General features: G+C 69.2%; 12 protein-coding genes and 1 tRNA gene. 4 read left to right on the top strand and 9 right to left on the bottom strand.

Annotated elements, in window-relative coordinates:
- The first annotated feature begins 46 nt into the window (after nucleotides 1-46).
- Nucleotides 47-1,306: an isochorismate synthase gene (locus LTA6_RS10615; protein ID WP_341973728.1), complete on the top strand. Its 1,260-nt coding sequence runs from the start codon at nucleotides 47-49 to the stop codon at nucleotides 1,304-1,306.
- A gap of 142 nt (nucleotides 1,307-1,448) precedes the next feature.
- Here LTA6_RS10615 and LTA6_RS10610 read toward each other — a convergent pair whose 3' ends face one another.
- From LTA6_RS10610 to LTA6_RS10600, 3 genes are read right to left on the bottom strand one after another with little or no spacing between them, the layout of a single operon-like run.
- Nucleotides 1,449-2,303 (bottom strand): polyphosphate kinase 2 family protein, encoded by an 855-nt coding sequence (locus LTA6_RS10610; RefSeq protein ID WP_407357808.1) that lies wholly within the window; start codon nucleotides 2,301-2,303, stop codon nucleotides 1,449-1,451.
- 53 nt (nucleotides 2,304-2,356) lie between these two features.
- Nucleotides 2,357-4,021, bottom strand: coding sequence for a 2-succinyl-5-enolpyruvyl-6-hydroxy-3-cyclohexene-1-carboxylic-acid synthase (gene menD / locus LTA6_RS10605; RefSeq protein WP_407357807.1), 1,665 nt, complete (start codon nucleotides 4,019-4,021; stop codon nucleotides 2,357-2,359).
- Nucleotides 4,018-4,368: a PLD nuclease N-terminal domain-containing protein gene (locus tag LTA6_RS10600; protein ID WP_341973725.1), complete on the bottom strand. Its 351-nt coding sequence runs from the start codon at nucleotides 4,366-4,368 to the stop codon at nucleotides 4,018-4,020. Before LTA6_RS10600 ends, menD begins: the two co-directional genes overlap by 4 nt.
- Nucleotides 4,369-4,464: 96 nt before the next feature.
- On the opposite strand from LTA6_RS10600, the gene LTA6_RS10595 reads away from it, so the two are divergent.
- Nucleotides 4,465-5,127, top strand: coding sequence for a hypothetical protein (locus LTA6_RS10595; RefSeq protein WP_341973724.1), 663 nt, complete (start codon nucleotides 4,465-4,467; stop codon nucleotides 5,125-5,127).
- On the opposite strand, the gene LTA6_RS10590 is transcribed toward LTA6_RS10595, so the two are convergent.
- From LTA6_RS10590 to LTA6_RS10580, 3 genes are read right to left on the bottom strand one after another with little or no spacing between them, the layout of a single operon-like run.
- Nucleotides 5,084-6,445 carry a M1 family metallopeptidase gene (locus LTA6_RS10590; protein ID WP_341973723.1) on the bottom strand — a complete coding sequence of 454 codons (1,362 nt, stop codon included), beginning with the start codon at nucleotides 6,443-6,445 and terminating at the stop codon, nucleotides 5,084-5,086. The genes LTA6_RS10595 and LTA6_RS10590 overlap by 44 nt on opposite strands.
- The gene (locus tag LTA6_RS10585; protein ID WP_407357806.1) at nucleotides 6,442-10,383 is read right to left on the bottom strand and encodes a Pls/PosA family non-ribosomal peptide synthetase; all 3,942 of its coding nucleotides are present in this window, start codon (nucleotides 10,381-10,383) and stop codon (nucleotides 6,442-6,444) included. The genes LTA6_RS10590 and LTA6_RS10585 overlap by 4 nt, the downstream gene beginning before the upstream one ends.
- A gap of 3 nt (nucleotides 10,384-10,386) precedes the next feature.
- Nucleotides 10,387-11,193 carry a hypothetical protein gene (locus tag LTA6_RS10580; RefSeq protein ID WP_407357805.1) on the bottom strand — a complete coding sequence of 269 codons (807 nt, stop codon included), beginning with the start codon at nucleotides 11,191-11,193 and terminating at the stop codon, nucleotides 10,387-10,389.
- Between the two features lie 182 nt (nucleotides 11,194-11,375).
- Here LTA6_RS10580 and LTA6_RS10575 point away from each other — a divergent pair, with 182 nt between their 5' ends.
- Together LTA6_RS10575 and LTA6_RS10570 are read left to right on the top strand one after the other, a co-directional pair.
- On the top strand, nucleotides 11,376-12,128 hold the full coding sequence (locus LTA6_RS10575) for a hypothetical protein (protein WP_407357804.1): 753 nt from the start codon (nucleotides 11,376-11,378) through the stop codon (nucleotides 12,126-12,128).
- A gap of 4 nt (nucleotides 12,129-12,132) precedes the next feature.
- Nucleotides 12,133-14,208: a bifunctional lysylphosphatidylglycerol flippase/synthetase MprF gene (locus LTA6_RS10570; RefSeq protein ID WP_407357803.1), complete on the top strand. Its 2,076-nt coding sequence runs from the start codon at nucleotides 12,133-12,135 to the stop codon at nucleotides 14,206-14,208.
- A 1-nt stretch (nucleotide 14,209) separates the two neighbouring features.
- On the opposite strand, the gene arfB is transcribed toward LTA6_RS10570, so the two are convergent.
- The 3 genes from arfB to LTA6_RS10555 form a co-directional block, all read right to left on the bottom strand.
- On the bottom strand, nucleotides 14,210-14,650 hold the full coding sequence (gene arfB, locus LTA6_RS10565; RefSeq protein WP_407357802.1) for an alternative ribosome rescue aminoacyl-tRNA hydrolase ArfB: 441 nt from the start codon (nucleotides 14,648-14,650) through the stop codon (nucleotides 14,210-14,212).
- A 31-nt stretch (nucleotides 14,651-14,681) separates the two neighbouring features.
- Nucleotides 14,682-14,757: transfer RNA gene (locus LTA6_RS10560), tRNA-Met, on the bottom strand.
- A gap of 86 nt (nucleotides 14,758-14,843) precedes the next feature.
- Nucleotides 14,844-15,830 (bottom strand): WYL domain-containing protein, encoded by a 987-nt coding sequence (locus tag LTA6_RS10555; RefSeq protein WP_341978246.1) that lies wholly within the window; start codon nucleotides 15,828-15,830, stop codon nucleotides 14,844-14,846.
- Nucleotides 15,831-15,889 lie beyond the last annotated feature (59 nt).

Here is a 15,889-nt window from a genome sequence, read left to right as displayed (position 1 = left end):
AGGCATCTCGGCAAGTCGACTCACCGCGGCGGAATAGGCTGGACGCGTGAACACCACTCACCTGGTCGTGGAGACACGGGAGATCGATCCGGTCGAGGACCTCCTCGCCTTCGCGGACCCTGCCCGTCCGCTCGCCTGGCTTCGCCGCGGCGACGGGATCGTCGCCGCGGGCTCCGCATCCCCGCTCGTGATCCGCGTTCCGGCGGACTCCGGCGCTCCCCGTTCGCAACTGATCGCCGAAGCCTGGCGGGATGCCGCGGCATCCGCTCAGATCGACGACCCCGTCGGCCTGCCCGGGTCCGGACTCGTGGCCTTCGGCGCGTTCGCGTTCGACGAGGACTCCACCGCCGACAGCGTGCTGGTCGTGCCCTCGTTGCTCTTCGGCCGGCACCGCGGGCGCTTCTGGCGCACGCGGGTCCGCTCGTCCGCCGGCGAGTTCGTGGCGGACCAGGGCCTTCGCACCTACGGCCCGCACTGGGCGGGCACGGTCGGCCCCGGTCTGCAGACTCCGCAGGATTACCAGGAGTCGGTGCGTCAGGCTCTCGCACGCATCACGGCCGGCGAGCTGAGCAAGGTCGTGCTCGCGCGGGACCTCACCGGCTCGATCCCGAGGGGCTCGGACCTCCGCCGACTGGTGCGGGCGCTCGCGACCGAGTATCCCGACACCTGGACGTTCGCCGTCGACGGCCTCATCGGCGCAAGCCCCGAGACCCTCGTCACCGTGAAGAACGGCACGATCACCGCCCGGGTGCTCGCCGGCACGATCGGCCGCGGTGCCGACGCGGATGCCGACACGGCTGTCTCGGCATCCCTCGCCTCCAGCGACAAAGACCTCGACGAGCACCAGTACGCCGTGCAGAGTGTGCTCGCCTCACTCCGCCCGCACACCCGCGCTCTGGCCGCGAGCGAGCAGCCCTTCCTGCTGAAGCTGCCGAACCTGTTCCACCTCGCGACCGACGTGGAGGGCGAGCTGTCGGACGGCGAGTCGGCCCTCGACCTGGTCGGCGCACTGCATCCCACCGCTGCCGTCGCCGGCACGCCGACCGCAGCGGCGATCCAGGCGATCCGGGAGCTCGAGCCCTTCGACCGCGGGCGCTACGCCGGACCGGTCGGGTGGGTGGATGCCGCGGGCAACGGCGAATGGGCGATCGCGCTGCGCTGCGCCCAGTTCGACACCGGCGACGATGGCGACGCGATCGGCGTCACGGCGTACGCCGGGGCGGGAATCGTCGCGGGCTCGGACCCGGAGACGGAGCTGCTGGAGACCCGGGTGAAGTTCCGACCGCTCGTCGACGCCCTGGCCTGACCGGCAACTCTCGGTCGTTGAGCGAGGAGCGCAGCGACGAGACGAAACGCGCTTATCCAACGTCAGACGCCGGTTGGGCACGTTTCGACTCGCTCCGCTCGCTCAACGACCGGGGAGAGAGTGGAATCATGGACCGGCGCGGTCAGCTGGCGGCGAGGCGCTTCTTCTCTGCCTTGACGTCGTAGTCGGCGACGGGCCACTGCGGGTCGATGTCCTGCAACGCGCTGAGCAGCAGCTCCTGCACCGCGAGGCGTGCGTACCACTTGTGGTTCGCCGGCACGACGAACCACGGCGCAGCATCCGTCGCCGTCCGTTCGAAGACGGTCTGGTATGCCGCCATGTAGTCCGACCACCGCATCCGTTCGTCGACGTCGCCCGGGTTGTACTTCCAGTGCTTGTCCGGACGGTCGAGTCTCTCCATCAACCGTTCCTTCTGCTCATCCGGTGAGATGTGCAGCATGACTTTGATGATGCGCGTTCCGGATGCCGCCACGCGTGCCTCGAAGTCGTTGATCGCCTCGTATCGGCGTTCGATCTCTTCGTCGGGAGCGAGGGCGCGGACGCGGCCGATGAGTACGTCCTCGTAGTGCGAGCGATCGAAGACGCCGATGAATCCGTGCGCCGGCAGGCGCTTCTCGATGCGCCAGAGGAAGTCGTGCGCCCGCTCTTCATCGCTCGGTGCCTTGAACGCCGTGAGCAGCACCCCCTGCGGGTCAACTCCCCCGACGACGTGCCGGACGATGCCGCCTTTGCCCGCGGAGTCCATCGCCTGCAGCACCAGCAGCACGGCATCCGTCGTCGCGCCGACGCGGCTCTCGGCGAACAACCGCTCCTGCAGAGCATCGAGCTCCGTGACCCGCGCCGCGAGTTCTTTCTTGCCTCGAACCTTGTCGCCGTCGAATCCCGGCGTGCTGTCCGGATCGACATCGGCGAGCTGGAAGCCCTCACCCACGCGGAGGATGTCGGCGGGCTCTGTCGTCCAGCTGTGCGCAGTCATGACCTCATCCTGCCGAATACCGTCGCGATGCGGCAGTCCCGCAGGGGAATTGCTCAGCGGGCCAGGGGGACCTCGATGAGCTGGCGACCGCCGTACGGGGTCGTCAGCACCTGATCCAGCGCCGTCCGGGTTGTCACGCGCTGGTACTCCCAGCCGTAGGCGAGGGCGAGATTCTCCAGGCGCACCGTATGCGGAGTGTAGAACGCACGGTCGAGGTCGGCGCGAGGCGCGGATGCCGCCACTTCGAGTCCGTCGAAGATCGTGCCGCCGCCGTCGTTTCCGACGATCACCTGCAGACGCGGCTCGGCCTCGTCCGGTGGCAGCAGCAGCGCGCCGACGTCATGCAGGAAAGCGAGATCGCCGAGCAGTACCCGCGTGACGCCGGGCGCTCCGTCGGCCTGACTGGCGAGGGCGATGCCCGTCGCCGTCGCGATCGTGCCGTCGATGCCGGCGAGCCCGCGATTGGCGTGCACGGGCACCTTCTTGCCGCCGAGGACGGCGTCGGCGACGCGCACGAGTCGCGAGGATCCGAACACGAGCCGGTCATGCGGCCAGGTCGCCCGCCACACCGCGTCGACGAGAAGTTCCCGATCGAGCGGGCGCCGCACGGCGTCGAGTTCGGCTTTCACCGCATCACGGCGGGTGGCGAAGTCGGCCGACGCGAGGCCGTCCTGGTCGGGTGCCCGCTCGCTGAGGTCGACGGCTGCCGCGGCCGAGGCTTCCAGCCACGCACCGAGCCAGGGGCGATCCGGCGCCCCGTCCTCGATCGAGACGGACGCGGCTGCGCGCGTGCGGTGGTTGAGATTCATCGCCTCGCCCCCGCGACGAATCGCGATGACGTCGACGTCGGATCGGGAGAGCAGGCGCGCGACCTCGCGGCTGAGCGTGGGATGCCCGAAGACGACGGCCCGCTCGATTCGTCCGCCCAGGTCGTCGTCGCTCAGCAGCGCTCGATAGCCGTGCACGACTTGACGGCCGTACCGCGCTCCGCTGACGACCTCTGCGATCAGCGGCCAGGACCCGGTGTGCGCGATCTCCTCGGCATCTGGCCCCGCGTCGGCACCGGCGATGACGACGGTACGCGGACCGCGATCGAGCAACAGCGGCTCTTCCGCTGGCGGTCGGGGAGCCTGCCCCGGCGAGACCTCGATCTCGGGCAGGACGCCGGACAGCGGCTCCCGCGAGGGGAGATTGAGGTGCACGGGGCCGGCGACACCGGGGAGCCCGTTCTCGACCGACGCCCCCATCGCGGCGGCGACCGCCAGCCCGGCCAATCCGGTCCACTCCCCGTCGCCGGGAACCGCGGCATCGATCGCCGTCCGCACCCACGGGTCGAAGATGCCGGGCTGAATCGTGGCCTGGTTCGCCCCGACCCGGCGCAGCTCGGGTGGCCGATCGGCGGTGAGCAGGAGCAGCGGAACGCCGGCGTGGAACGCCTCCATCACGGCCGGCAGCAGGTTCGCCACCGCCGTCCCCGATGTACAGAGCACGGCGACCGGAACTCCGGTCTCGCGCGCGATGCCCAGCGCGGTGAACCCGGCGACTCGTTCGTCGATGCGGACGTGCACCCGCAGGGTGCCCTCGCGGGCGAAGTGCATGGCGGCGAGGGCCAGCGACTGCGAGCGCGAGCCGGGTGAGAGCACGAGATCGCGGACGCCGTGCCCGATGAGGTCCGCGATCAAGGATGCCGCAGCATCCGTCGCGGGCGACGAAGTCACGGGCGCGGTTCCGGCGTCGGGCCCTCGTCGGTCTCGTCGTTCAGGCGCGCGAGGTCTTCCTCGAGCTGCTGGATGCGGGCATCCTGCTCGGTCTTGTTGATGCTGCGCAGGAACGCGGGGTCGTCATCCGGCGGGATGTAGACGACCGCGCCGTTGTCGTTCGCGCGGCGACGGCCGATCACGAACCAGAGGATGCCGCCGATGACCGGGATGAGGACGACGATCGCCAGCCATGCGGCCTTGGACACGCCACGGTGCCGCGTCGCCGGCTGCACTGCGCAGTCGACGACACTGAACACCCAGAACACGGCGGCGAGGACGCCGCCGATGATCAACAGTCTCACCACCCCTCCAGTCTAGGCGTGCCTGCGTCGCCGGGATCGGGCGTTGACAATGCAGCGGGGTGCGGATCGGCGGCAGCGCCCGCGACCTACGCTGGGAGGATGACCGTCGAACGGAGCACGATCGGCCCGGTCCGGCTCGCCTGGACCGACGTCGCCACGCGCTCCGGAGAGGCGGTCGCACAGTTCGGCGAGTCCCAGCAGCGTCGGCACAGGGCCATGGACCCGGTTCGCGCCACCCGATTCGCCACCGGCCGTGCGCTGCTGGCGGACGTTCTCTCCGCCCTCACCCCGCTGGACGGCATCCGCATCTCCAGCGTCTGCGAGCGCTGCGGAGGAGATCACGGTCGTCCCCGCGTGCTCGGCGATCGGTTCGGTGTGAGCGTCAGTTACGCCGGCGACATGGTCGTCGCGGCCGCCGCCCGGCTGGACGGGATATCGGCGATCGGCGTCGACATCGAACGGGTGATCTCATCCGAGCACACCGCCCTCGCCGACCTCACGCCCCTGTTCGCCCCGCACCCGCCCCCGACGCTGCGCGGGTGGACGCTGATCGAGGCGGCGCTGAAGGCAGACGGCCGGGGCCTGCAGGTGCCGCCATCCGACGTGCGCTTCGAAGACGTCGTCCCCGAGGTGCTCCCCGGCGGACTCGCGGTGCGGATGCCGGGGCGAGATGCTCCGGTCGAAGCAGCACCGGCGCCGGGACCTGCCGGCTTCGTCGTCAGCGTTGCGGTGATATCGGCTGCTGCGGCACCATCCCCGTGACCGGAGCAGGCTCCACCGACAGCGCCGTCGCCGGCAGCGCAGGGAGCGCTTCCGCCTCGAGCCATGCGTGGAGCAGCGCGGCGAGCGGTCGGCCCGTCACTTCTTCAGCCAGTACCCGGAAATCCGTCGTCGTCACTGTCTTCCCGTGGAACCGTGTCGTCCATCGGTGCAGGATCTCGAAGAAGAGCACGTCTCCGACCGTGAGCCGCAGCGCATGGAGCGTCAGCGCGCCGCGCTTGTAGATGCGATCGTCGAACATCAGATCCGGTCCCGGATCGCCGAGCACGAGATCCTGCGGAAGCGTCGCGAGCCGGGAGTGGTGGGCGAGCGCCTTGGCGTGCGCGCTCGGTCCGCCGGATCGCTCGGACCAGATCCACTCGGCGTAGCAGGCGAAACCCTCGTTGAGCCAGATGTCGCGCCACCGGGTCAACCCGACGCCGTTGCCGAACCACTGATGTGCGAGCTCATGCGCGATGAGACGTTCGGATCCGCCGGCACCGTCGACATGGTTGGCGCCGAAGATGCCCATCCCCTGCGCCTCGAGCGGAATCTCCAAGTCATCCGGAGTGACGACGACGGTGTAGTCCGGGAGCGGGTAGGCACCGAACGACTCCTCGAACACCGCCATCATCCGCGGCAGGTCGGCGAGGTCCGCGTGGACCCTGCTCGCGAGCGGGCGCGGGTAGTGCACCTCGCCCTTCGTCTTCCCCAGGTCGAGCACCTCGGTCGTGTATCTGCCGATCTGGAGGGTGACGAGGTACGTCGGTGTCGGAGCAGCCCGCTCGAACGTCCAGGTCGTCTTGCCGCCGCGCACCGCTCGCGAAGCGCTCCCCCCGGATGCGACCGTGTACGCCGAGTCAGTGGTGACCTTCAGCACGTAGGTCGCCCGGTCGGACGGCACGTCGTTGCAGGGGAACCAGGTCGGAGCTCCGGTGGGCTGGGAAGCGACGAGCACGCCGTCTTCGAGTTCTTCCCAACCGATCGTTCCCCAGCGCGATCGCCGGGGTCGAGGCGCACCGGCATACGTGACGCTTGCAGTGAACTCCGCACCCGCCGCCAGCGGACCAGCCAGCGAGATGCGCAGCTTGCGATCGCTCTGATGGACGGATGCGGGTCGTCGACCATCGACGAGCACCTTGCTCGCCCGGATGCCGACGAGGTCGAAGGACAGCGACGAGGTGGATGCGATGACCCGCCCGCGGATCACCGCGACGCCGGCCAGGCGGTTCGTGCTCACCTTGTAATCGAGCGTCAGGTCGTAGTGCTCGACGTCGAGGTTCGCATCACCGGACTGGGGTGTGTACGGGTCGCCGGTCATGAGTGGTCCGCCTGGTACGCGCGCACCTTCACCGCACGCCAGGGGCCGATGGGATTGCCGCTCCATCGGCTGCCGATCGGCACCGATTCCCCGCGCATGACGAGTGAGGCCGGGCCGACCGTGGCGTTGCCGCCGATGGTCGCCGCAGGCAGGATCACACTGTGCGGCCCGAGCGTGGCGCCAGCTTCGAGTGTCACGGTGTCGGTGCTCATCACTCGATCATGGAACAGATGCGTCTGAACCACACATCCGCGGTTCACCGTCGACCCGTCGCCGAGAGTCACCAGATCGGGTTCGGGCAGCCAGTAGCTGTCGGTCCAGACGCCGCGACCGATCTTCGCGCCGAGCGAGCGCAGCCACAGCGCTAGCGCCGGCGTACCGGCGGCCGCGTTGGCGAACCACGGCGCGGCGACCATCTCGGTGAACGTGTCGGCGACCTCGGTGCGCCACACGAAACTCGACCAGAGCGGATGCTCGCCGGGGCGGATCCGCCCGACGAACGCCCATTTCGCGATCGTCGAGACGGCAGCAGCGACAGCACCGGCGAGCAGCATCACGAAGCCGGAGAGCACTCCGGCGGCCACGAGCCCCCAGCTGTCGATGAGTGCCGCGAGTACGAAGAAGACGGCCAGGCCCAGCCCGCACGTGACGAACACCGCGATGAGGCGGCACGCCTCCCAGAGCGCCCGCGCCACGCGCAGAGACGTGCGGGGCTTGTAGGTGCGGCTCAGATCGGAGTCGTTCACGACCCGGCGCAGGCGCACAGCGGGAGATCCGAGCCAGGACGAACCCGGCTTCGACTTCTCCGGAGCCACCGACAGCACGGCGACGAGACCGTCTTTCGGAACCCGATGCCCGGGGCCGGCCATGCCGGAGTTGCCGAGGAATGCCCGCTTGCCGATCCTGGCGTGCGCGAGCCGCATCCACCCGCCCTTGAGTTCGTACGTGGCGACCATCGTGTCGTCGGCGAGGAACGCGCCGTCGTCGATCGTGGTCATCGACGGCAGGAGGAGGACGGTGGATGCCTCGACCTCGCGGCCCACGCGTGCCCCCAGCATCCGGAGCCAGATCGGGGTGAACAGGCTGGCGTAGATCGGGAACAGCAGCGTGCGCGCCGAATCCAGCAGGCGTTCCACCGTCCATGCCTGCCAGGCGACCCGCCCGCGAACGGGATGCACTCCCTCGGTCAGTCCGATCGAGAGCAGCCGGGTGAAGAGCAGCACCGCGCCGGCGAAGGTGACGCCGGTTGCGAGGACAGCCGGAATCAGCCAGAACAATGCGCCGGGAATCGCGGAAGCCAGCGACGTCGCACCCCGGATTCCCTGCGCGATGACGAGCGCCCCAACGCCGAAGGCGCCGAAGTGCAGGAGGCCCAGCGCAGCGGAGGAGAGCCCGTACGCCCACAGCCAGCGGCGGCGCGCGGGCGGGCGCGCCGGGGCGAGCGGCTTCGAGGTGCCGCCGACGCGTGCCGCCGGCGACCCTGCCCAGCGCTGTCCGGCGCGCACCCGGCCGAAGACGGCGGAGCCAGGCGCGATCTCGGCACCGCGGCCGATCCTGGTACCCGGCGCGAGGGTGCTGCGCGAGCCGATGGTGGCGTTCGCGCCGATGCGGATGCCGCCGACTCGGACCGTGTCGCCATCGATCCAGTACCCGGTGAGGTCGACTTCGGGCTCGATGGCCGCCCCCTCGGCGACATCGAGCATGCCGGTCACCGGAGGAAGCGTGTGCAGATCGACGTTCGGGCCGATCTTGGCGCCCAGCGCCCTGGCGTAGTACGAGACCCACGGCGCCCCAGCCAGACCCACCGGATCGATCTGGTGGGCGACCTGCTCGGCCAGCCAGAGACGCAGATGCACGCCGCCGCCCCGCGGATAGTCGCCGGGCTCCAACCCGAGGAGGAGCAGGCGGGCGAGCCCGGCGGAGACCGCCATCCGGCCCCATGGCGTGACGAAGAGCAGGAGGCCACCGGCGATGACCCACACCGGCGCGGTGGGCAGGAAGTCGAAGCCGGGAACGAGGCGCAGGAGCCAGCTCGCGGTGAGCAGCCAGGTGACCCAGCGAAGACCCGCGAGAATGAACAGCGGGACCCCCGCGATGGTCTGCACCCACTGCATGACCCGCGGGGTCGGGCGTGCCCTGCTGAACGAATCGGAAGGGTCTTCGTCGGACGACGCCGCGTCGACCGCATCCGCCATCTGCTTGAGACGCGGCAGATCGTAGACGTCTGCCATCGTGAATTCCGGGGCGCGAGCCCGGATGCGGGAGACCAGCTGCGCAGCGGCCAGCGACCCGCCGCCCAGCTGGAAGAAGTCGGCCTTCTCGTCGGTGGGACGGATGCCGAGCACGGTGACCCACTGCTCGGCGAGCCACGCCTGCGTGCCGGAGAGGGTGGAGTCCGCGGCGTCCGTGTCGACGAGCGGCCACGGGAGCGCTGCCTTGTCGACCTTGCCGGAGGTGCGCACCGGGAGGTCGTCCATCACGGCGAGGAGCGGGATCAGGGGTGCGGGGAGCGTCTCCGCGAGTTCGGCCCGAGCGACCTGCCGATCGAAGCCATCGGTCGGGACGACATAGCCGACGAGCAGCGACACTCCACCCTCGGATCGCTGGACCACGACGGTCGCCGCGGAGACAGCCGTCAGCGCCTGCAGAGCGGACTCGACCTCACCAAGTTCGATGCGCCGCCCGCCGACCTTCACCTGGTCATCCGCCCGCCCCTGGAAGAGGAGCCCGGCCGTGTCTGCGCGCACGAGGTCACCGGAGCGGTACGCCCGGTCCCAGCCGAGAGAGGGCATCGGCGCGTACTTCTCGGCGTCCTTGACCGGGTCGAGATAGCGGGCGAGACCCACTCCCCCGATGATGAGCTCGCCGACTTCGCCATCGGCGACCGGTTGATCATCGGCGTCGACCACGGCGAGAGACCAGCCATCGAGCGGAAGACCGATGCGCACCGGGCCCGTGCCGTCGAGGAGAGCCGCGCAGGCGACGACGGTGGCTTCGGTCGGGCCGTAGGTGTTCCAGACCTCGCGCCCCTCGGCGACGAGCCGGGAGACGAGTTCCGGCGGGCATGCCTCGCCGCCGAAGATCAGCAGTCTGACGTTCTCGATCGCGTCCTGCGGCCACAGCGCGGCGAGGGTCGGCACGGTCGAGACGACCGTGATCCCATGCCCGAGCAGCCACGGGCCGAGGTCTTCGCCCGAGCGCACCAGCGCACGCGGAGCGGGCACCAGGCACGCGCCGTGCCGCCAGGCGAGCCACATCTCCTCGCAGGAGGCGTCGAACGCGACCGACAGGCCGGCGAGCACGCGGTCGCCAGGACCGAGCGGTGCGTCCTGCAGGAAGAGGCGCGCCTCGGCGTCGACGAACGCCGCGGCCGAACGGTGGCTGACGGCGACGCCCTTCGGCACGCCTGTCGAACCCGAGGTGAAGATGATCCAGGCGTCATCCTCGAGGGTCGGCGGCGGCACCGTGGCGGTCAGGCTCGAACTCGGATGCGGATCGGCGCCGTCGAACAGGCCGCCGGATGCTGCGGGCTCGGCTCGCGATTCGTCGTGGCGTGCTCCGTACTCGCCCTTTCCGGTGATGACGCCGCGAACACCGGCCTCACCGAAGACGAGATCCGCGCGCTCCTGCGGATCGTCGGCGTCGACCGGAACGTAGGCGGCGCCGACCGCCATGATCCCGAGGATCGCGAGGTAGAGCTCGCGATCCCCCGACGGCATTCGCACCCCGACGCGGTCGCCACGACGCACACCCTGCACGCTCAGCCGGGTGGCGGTGCGCCACACGCTGGCGAGCAGCTCGGAGTAGCTGAGCGCACCGGCGGCATCCTCCAGCGCTGAGGCCTCAGGAAACCGCCGTGCGGTCTCCCGCAGCACGTCGATCAGCGTCCGTGGTGCCGGCGCTGCATCCGTCCGGTCGAGATACTCCTGCGCTGTCATCGATCAGGCGGACAGCAGAGCGAGCAACTGCGCCTTGGTGAGCTTCGAGTAGCCGGTGCGCCCTGCGGCGCGTGCCCTGGCACGCAACTCGGCGACCGTGAGGCCGGCGAGATCTGCGGATGCCTTGGGGGTTGCGGGCGCGGCGGCGGGCTTTGCTGCCGGCTTGGCGGTCGGCTTAGTCGTGGGCTTCGCAGCAGGCTTGGCGGCCGGTGCCGTCTTGGTCGCTGACGCAGGCTTCGTTGCTGCCGCCGGCTTCGCCGCAGCAGCCGGCTTCGTCGCCGGCTTGGTCGCGGCAGCCGACTTCGTCGCCGCAGCCGGCTTCGTCGCTGCCGCTGGCTTCGCCGCCGGCTTGGTCGCGACCACGGGCTTCGTCGCCTTCTCCGCCGTGACTTCCGACGTCACCGGAGCCGGAGCTGACGCGGTCGCCGGCTTCGCTGCCTTGGTTTCCTTGTCAGGCTTGACGCTCTTCTCGGCGGACTTCGCCGCCTTGCCCGCTTTCGCGGCGGCCTTCTTCGCTGCATCCTTCTTCGCCGCTGCGGCGGCGGCAGCGAGCTTGCTCTCGATCTTGTCCGACGCCTTCTCGATGCGGCCGATGGCGGCGACAGCCTTCTTCTCGACCTTGCGGGGCTTGCGCTCCACCTTCTTCTTCGGCGCCTTGGCGACGTCCTTCGCCTCGTCGGCGAGGGTGCGCAGTTTCTTCGCATCCTTCTTGGGAAGGGTCTTGCTCAGGCGCTTGGCGTCCTTTGCGGCATCCGCCGCCGCTGCCAGGGCTGCGTTCGCCGATTTCACGGCCTTCGTCGTCTTCGCCATCGCGATACCTCTTCACTCATCGGGGGCGCCGCTGAACGGGTCGCGGCAGCGTGATACGGGCGATAAGGCTACAGGCCGAAAAAGAACGGCAGGGAAACGGCCTCGAGCAGACGTCACAGCGAGTCATGAGTGGTCGCCGCTGCGCTCTATCGGCCGGAGCCCACCGGGTGCACAATGTCGATATGAGCGAACGCTCACTCCCGGAGCAGCCGCCGACAGCCGGCGATCCCCTCCCGGAAACGGAGACGGAAGCCGCACCCGGGTCGAACGAGACGGATGCGGCCCTCGCCCGGCGCGCGCAGATACTCGCGACAGAGCATTGGGGCCTGCTGGCAGCGCGTAGCACCGCACAGAGCGAGGTGCTCACTCGCATCACGATCTTCCTCACGCTCGTCTCCGCCGGTCTTGTCACGATCGGACTCCTGGGCCAGGCATCGGAATTCCGTGGCTGGTTCGGGGGCGCGTCGATCGCGATTCTGGGGTTTCTCACGCTCATCGGTTTCATGACTCAGACCCGCGTCATGAACGTGTCCGAAGAGGACATGATGTACGTCGTCGCGATGAACAGACTCCGCGGTGCGTACGTCGACCTCGACCCGTCCGTCCGCGACGTCTTCCTCGCCTCGACGTACGACGACTTCGACGGCATGAAGGTGACGTATTCATTTCTGCGGCGCCGCGGCGCCAGTATCCTCATCGGCAGCTCGGCCATGCTGCTCATCGTCGTCAACGCCTGCGTCATCGGCCTCTTCGCCGGGTCGATGATCATCGCCGGCGGCGGTGCGTTCGAGTGGGCGGTGGCCGTCGGGATCGGTGTCGGGCTGCTCGACGGAGTGGGCTTCGCCACCTACGGGGGGATCGGCTTCCGCTCGGCATGGAACCACTACACGCCGCGCCGAACGACGCCCGGCACGGAAGCGGCATCGCTACGCTGAACGCATGAGCGAGCCTCGCACCCGCACACCCAACAGCATCCTGCTCTTCCTGAAGCGAATTCCGGCCACGCTGACCATGGTCGTGCTGATTCTCGTCGTCGGGATCGTGTGGCAGGGTCTGTGGATTCCGTTCGAGCGCAACGACCTGTTCGGCGCGGTGGCCTACGGGCTTCCGAATCTCACCGACGGCCGGTGGTGGACTCCCCTCACCGGCACCTTCTTCGTGAACCAGCCGTGGGTCTATCTCTTCACGATCGCGGGCTTCTGGGGCATGGCCTACCTCGAGTTCCGGCGCGGCTCCCGCGTGGCCCTGGCGTACTACTGGATCGGGCAGCTCTTCGCGATCCTCGCCACGGCTCTGCTCCTGCTCCTCTTCTCACAGCTGCAGTGGGAGTGGGCGCAGGCGCAGGCGACCGCGCTCGATGTCGGTGCTTCCGGCGGCACGATGGCGTGCATCGCCGCCGCGATCGGGCTGTTCCGCCCGCCGTGGCGGGTGCGCGGCTGGCTCATCCTGCTGGGTTTCGTGTTCGTCGCGATGCTGTTCTGGGGAGCGATCGCCGACCTCGAGCACCTGCTCGCCGTGCTGCTCATCCTCGTCGTCGACAGGACGCTCCGCATCCGGCGGACCACCGTGCGCGAGCAGCGCCTCATCGCCGTGATGGCGGTGCTTGTTCTCGGCGTGACGCAGATCATCACGATCCTCGTCCCCACCGATGGACCCTTCGGTCCGACCGAGCCGGCATCCGGCGGATTCATCGACGTGGCTATCGACACCGTCGTGATCCTCATGGTCGTAAACGGCCTGCGCCGCGGTCGTCGCTGGTCGTGGGTGCTGGCGATCATCCTCAGCGTCTTCAACGTACTCGTGGCGGCACTCATCCTGGCCGCGATCATCATCACGAGCGAGGCGCGGATCGAGGCCCAGATCGACGGCGAGACCGAACTCGCACTCGGGAGCGGGTTCCTGTGGCTGCTGGTGCTCGTCTACCTGATCTGGGTGCGTCGCGCGTTCCGCGCGCGCCGGTCCTCCACCCTCGGATTGCAGCCCTCTCCCGACATCGATGAGGTGAAGGCGGCGTTGCACGCGCACGGCGGCGGGACGCTGTCCTGGATGTCGACATGGGAGGGCAACAGCTACGCCCGCACCGAGCACGGCATCGTGACATACCAACGGCGTGGCGGAGTGGCGCTCGCGCTCGCCGACCCCATCGGCCCCGCCGAAACACGTGGTCAGGCGGTCGAGGAGTTCATCCGCATGGCGGAGCACGCCGGCCTTGTGCCGTGCTTCTTCAGCGCCGATGCCGACACCCGCGCTGCGGTGCCGCCGTCGTGGCGCAGCATCGTCGTCGCCGACGACACCATCGTCGACCTGCCCGGTCTCGCCTTCACCGGCAAGCAGTGGAACTCGGTGCGCTCATCCCTCAACCGCGCGGGGCGGGAGGAGATGACCTTCCGGATGACGCACCTCAAGGACGAGACGTGGGGCGTGCGGCAGCAACTGCGTGCGATCTCGGAGGCATGGGTCGGCGACAAGGACCTTCCGGAGATGCGATTCACTCTGGGCACCCTCGATGAGGCTGAAGACCCGGAGGTGCGGCTGGCACTGGCTGTCGCCCCGAACGGCGATGTCGACGGATTCCTGTCGTGGCTTCCGGTCTACGGGAGCGACGGATCGGTGCACGGCTGGACGCTCGACCTCATGCGACGCCGAGACGGCGGATTCGGCCCGGTGATGGAGTTCCTCATCGGCTCTTCGGCGAAGCTGTTCTCCGAGGAGGGCGCGCAGATCATGTCGCTCTCCGGGGCTCCGCTCGCCCACGACTACCCACCGGATGCCGGCATGATCGCGGCGCTCAGCGACAAACTCGCCGAGTCTCTCGAGCCGGTGTACGGGTTCGGGTCGTTGCACAAGTTCAAGCAGAAGTTCAATCCGCGGTACGAGACGATGTACCTGCTGTTCCGCGACGAGAGCGATCTGACGCGCATCGGCGGAGCGCTCACCCGGGCATTCCTCCCGGATGCCACGCTGCGTCAGTTCGCCGGCGCCGGGCTGGAACTCGTGCGGGGCGGGAAGGACTGAATCACGTATCGCGCGGCCTCCGGCGCAACTGCTTGACGTCGGTCCGCTGCTGCTTCGCCTTCAGCCGTCGCTCCTTCGAGCCTCGACTCGGCTTGGTCGGTCGGCGCGGCGGTGCCGGCGGGCGCAGCGCCTCGGCCACGATCGTGGCGAGCCGATCCCGTGCGGCATCACGGTTTCGCACCTGCGCCCGGTGCTCGGAAGCGACGATCGTCAACACGCCGCCGACGAGACGACCGCTGAGCCGCTCGAACAGCCGCTCGCGCTGAATCGGCGAGAGGGCCGTCGAACCGGCCGCATCCCAGACGAGTTCCACCCGCGAGTCCGCGGTGTTCACACTCTGTCCGCCGGGACCCGACGAGCGCGAGAATCGCCACGACAACTCGGATTCGGGGATCGTGAGCCCCGCCGAGATCCGCAGACCGGGGCGATGAGAAGCAGGCATGGAACCATCATCCCCTGCATGATCTGCGAAGTGGACGCGACGGCGGGAGTCGAACCCGCCACGCCATCAGGTATGAACTGAGGCCCGGGACCGCCCGGATCGCCGCGATGGGAATGACGTTACCTGGCCGTGACCTGCCTGGCCAGGATCGTTGCCTGGGATAACCCTATGAGTCGGTCGATGACATCGACGATCAGCCGCGGACGCTGGGTGTCGGAGCGTCGATCGCGCGCAGCATCCGTTCCAGTGCCTCGCGGAGTTCGGCGCGCTCCGGTTCGGGGAAATCGGTGACGTACTCCACTCCCGCCGGGATCCACAGCAGTGCGTACATCGCTTCGCGCCAGTCCGAGCCGCCGACCGGCCACCGGGTCCGCGTCTCCCCCTCGGCACTCGCACCCTGAGACCAGACACCGAACCATTCCTGCATCTTCGCGAGCGGCAGGTCCATCACGGCATCCACTTCGACTTTCTGCGGCGACCACGACGAAGCGACGAGGATGCGCTCCTCGATCTCCTTCTCGCTGATGTCGCGCGGTACGAACAGGGCTCGCGTGTGCTCGACCGACTCGATCCGGTCGATACGGAAGGTACGCCAGTCGTCGCGATCGAGATCCCAGCAGAGCAGATACCACTTGCGACCGGCGGGCGCGAGCACCTGCGGTTCCACCCTTCGGATGCTCTCGACGCCGGCTGCGTCGACATAGCGCAGCCGCAGCCTCTCGTTGTCACGGGCGGCAAGCGCGATCTCGCCGATGACCTCCGGGGAGACGACCGGGCTGTCGCCGATGCGCGTCGGCTGCACGGACGCAGCGAGCGCGTTCACCCGACGCCGGAGTGCAGCCGGCAGCACCTGCTCGAGTTTCGCCAGCGCGGTGAGCGTGACCTCGGCACCGCCGACGAGCTGCTGGGTCGCCGCCACGCGGAGGCCGATCGCCATCGTCACCGCCTCGTCGTCGGTGAGCAGCAGCGGCGGCACCGCGCTGCCCGCCTCCAGGCGATACCCGCCGGCAGCGCCGGGCGTCGATTCGACGCGGTAACCGAGTTCGCGGAGCCGGTCGACGTCGCGGCGCACTGTGCGTTCGGTGACACCGAGGCGTCCGGCCAGCTCGGTCCCCGGCCAATGCCGGTGCGTCTGCAGCAGGTTGAGCAGTGCGAGTGCGCGAGAGGTGGTGTCGGACATGTTCACAGATTGCCAGACATTGCGGACAGGATCTGTCCTGGTTGCTTTCTACTGTCGAT

Source organism: Microbacterium sp. LTA6 (genome assembly GCF_045690355.1).
Taxonomy (GTDB): Bacteria; Actinomycetota; Actinomycetes; order Actinomycetales; family Microbacteriaceae; genus Microbacterium.
The sequence above is the reverse complement of the archived record's forward strand: the minus strand, read 5'-3'. Positions and strand labels throughout refer to the sequence as shown.

Bases quoted from the DNA above. Each gene is read 5' to 3' on its own strand.
- LTA6_RS10610 (WP_407357808.1), bottom strand. From the start codon at position 2,303: ATGACTGCGCACAGCTGGACGACAGAGCCCGCCGACATCCTCCGCGTG.
- LTA6_RS10595 (WP_341973724.1), top strand. From the start codon at position 4,465: ATGACCGTCGAACGGAGCACGATCGGCCCGGTCCGGCTCGCCTGGACC.
- LTA6_RS10590 (WP_341973723.1), bottom strand. From the start codon at position 6,445: ATGACCGGCGACCCGTACACACCCCAGTCCGGTGATGCGAACCTCGAC.
- LTA6_RS10585 (WP_407357806.1), bottom strand. From the start codon at position 10,383: ATGACAGCGCAGGAGTATCTCGACCGGACGGATGCAGCGCCGGCACCA.
- LTA6_RS10580 (WP_407357805.1), bottom strand. From the start codon at position 11,193: ATGGCGAAGACGACGAAGGCCGTGAAATCGGCGAACGCAGCCCTGGCA.
- LTA6_RS10575 (WP_407357804.1), top strand. From the start codon at position 11,376: ATGAGCGAACGCTCACTCCCGGAGCAGCCGCCGACAGCCGGCGATCCC.
- LTA6_RS10570 (WP_407357803.1), top strand. From the start codon at position 12,133: ATGAGCGAGCCTCGCACCCGCACACCCAACAGCATCCTGCTCTTCCTG.
- arfB (WP_407357802.1), bottom strand. From the start codon at position 14,650: ATGCCTGCTTCTCATCGCCCCGGTCTGCGGATCTCGGCGGGGCTCACG.
- LTA6_RS10555 (WP_341978246.1), bottom strand. From the start codon at position 15,830: ATGTCCGACACCACCTCTCGCGCACTCGCACTGCTCAACCTGCTGCAG.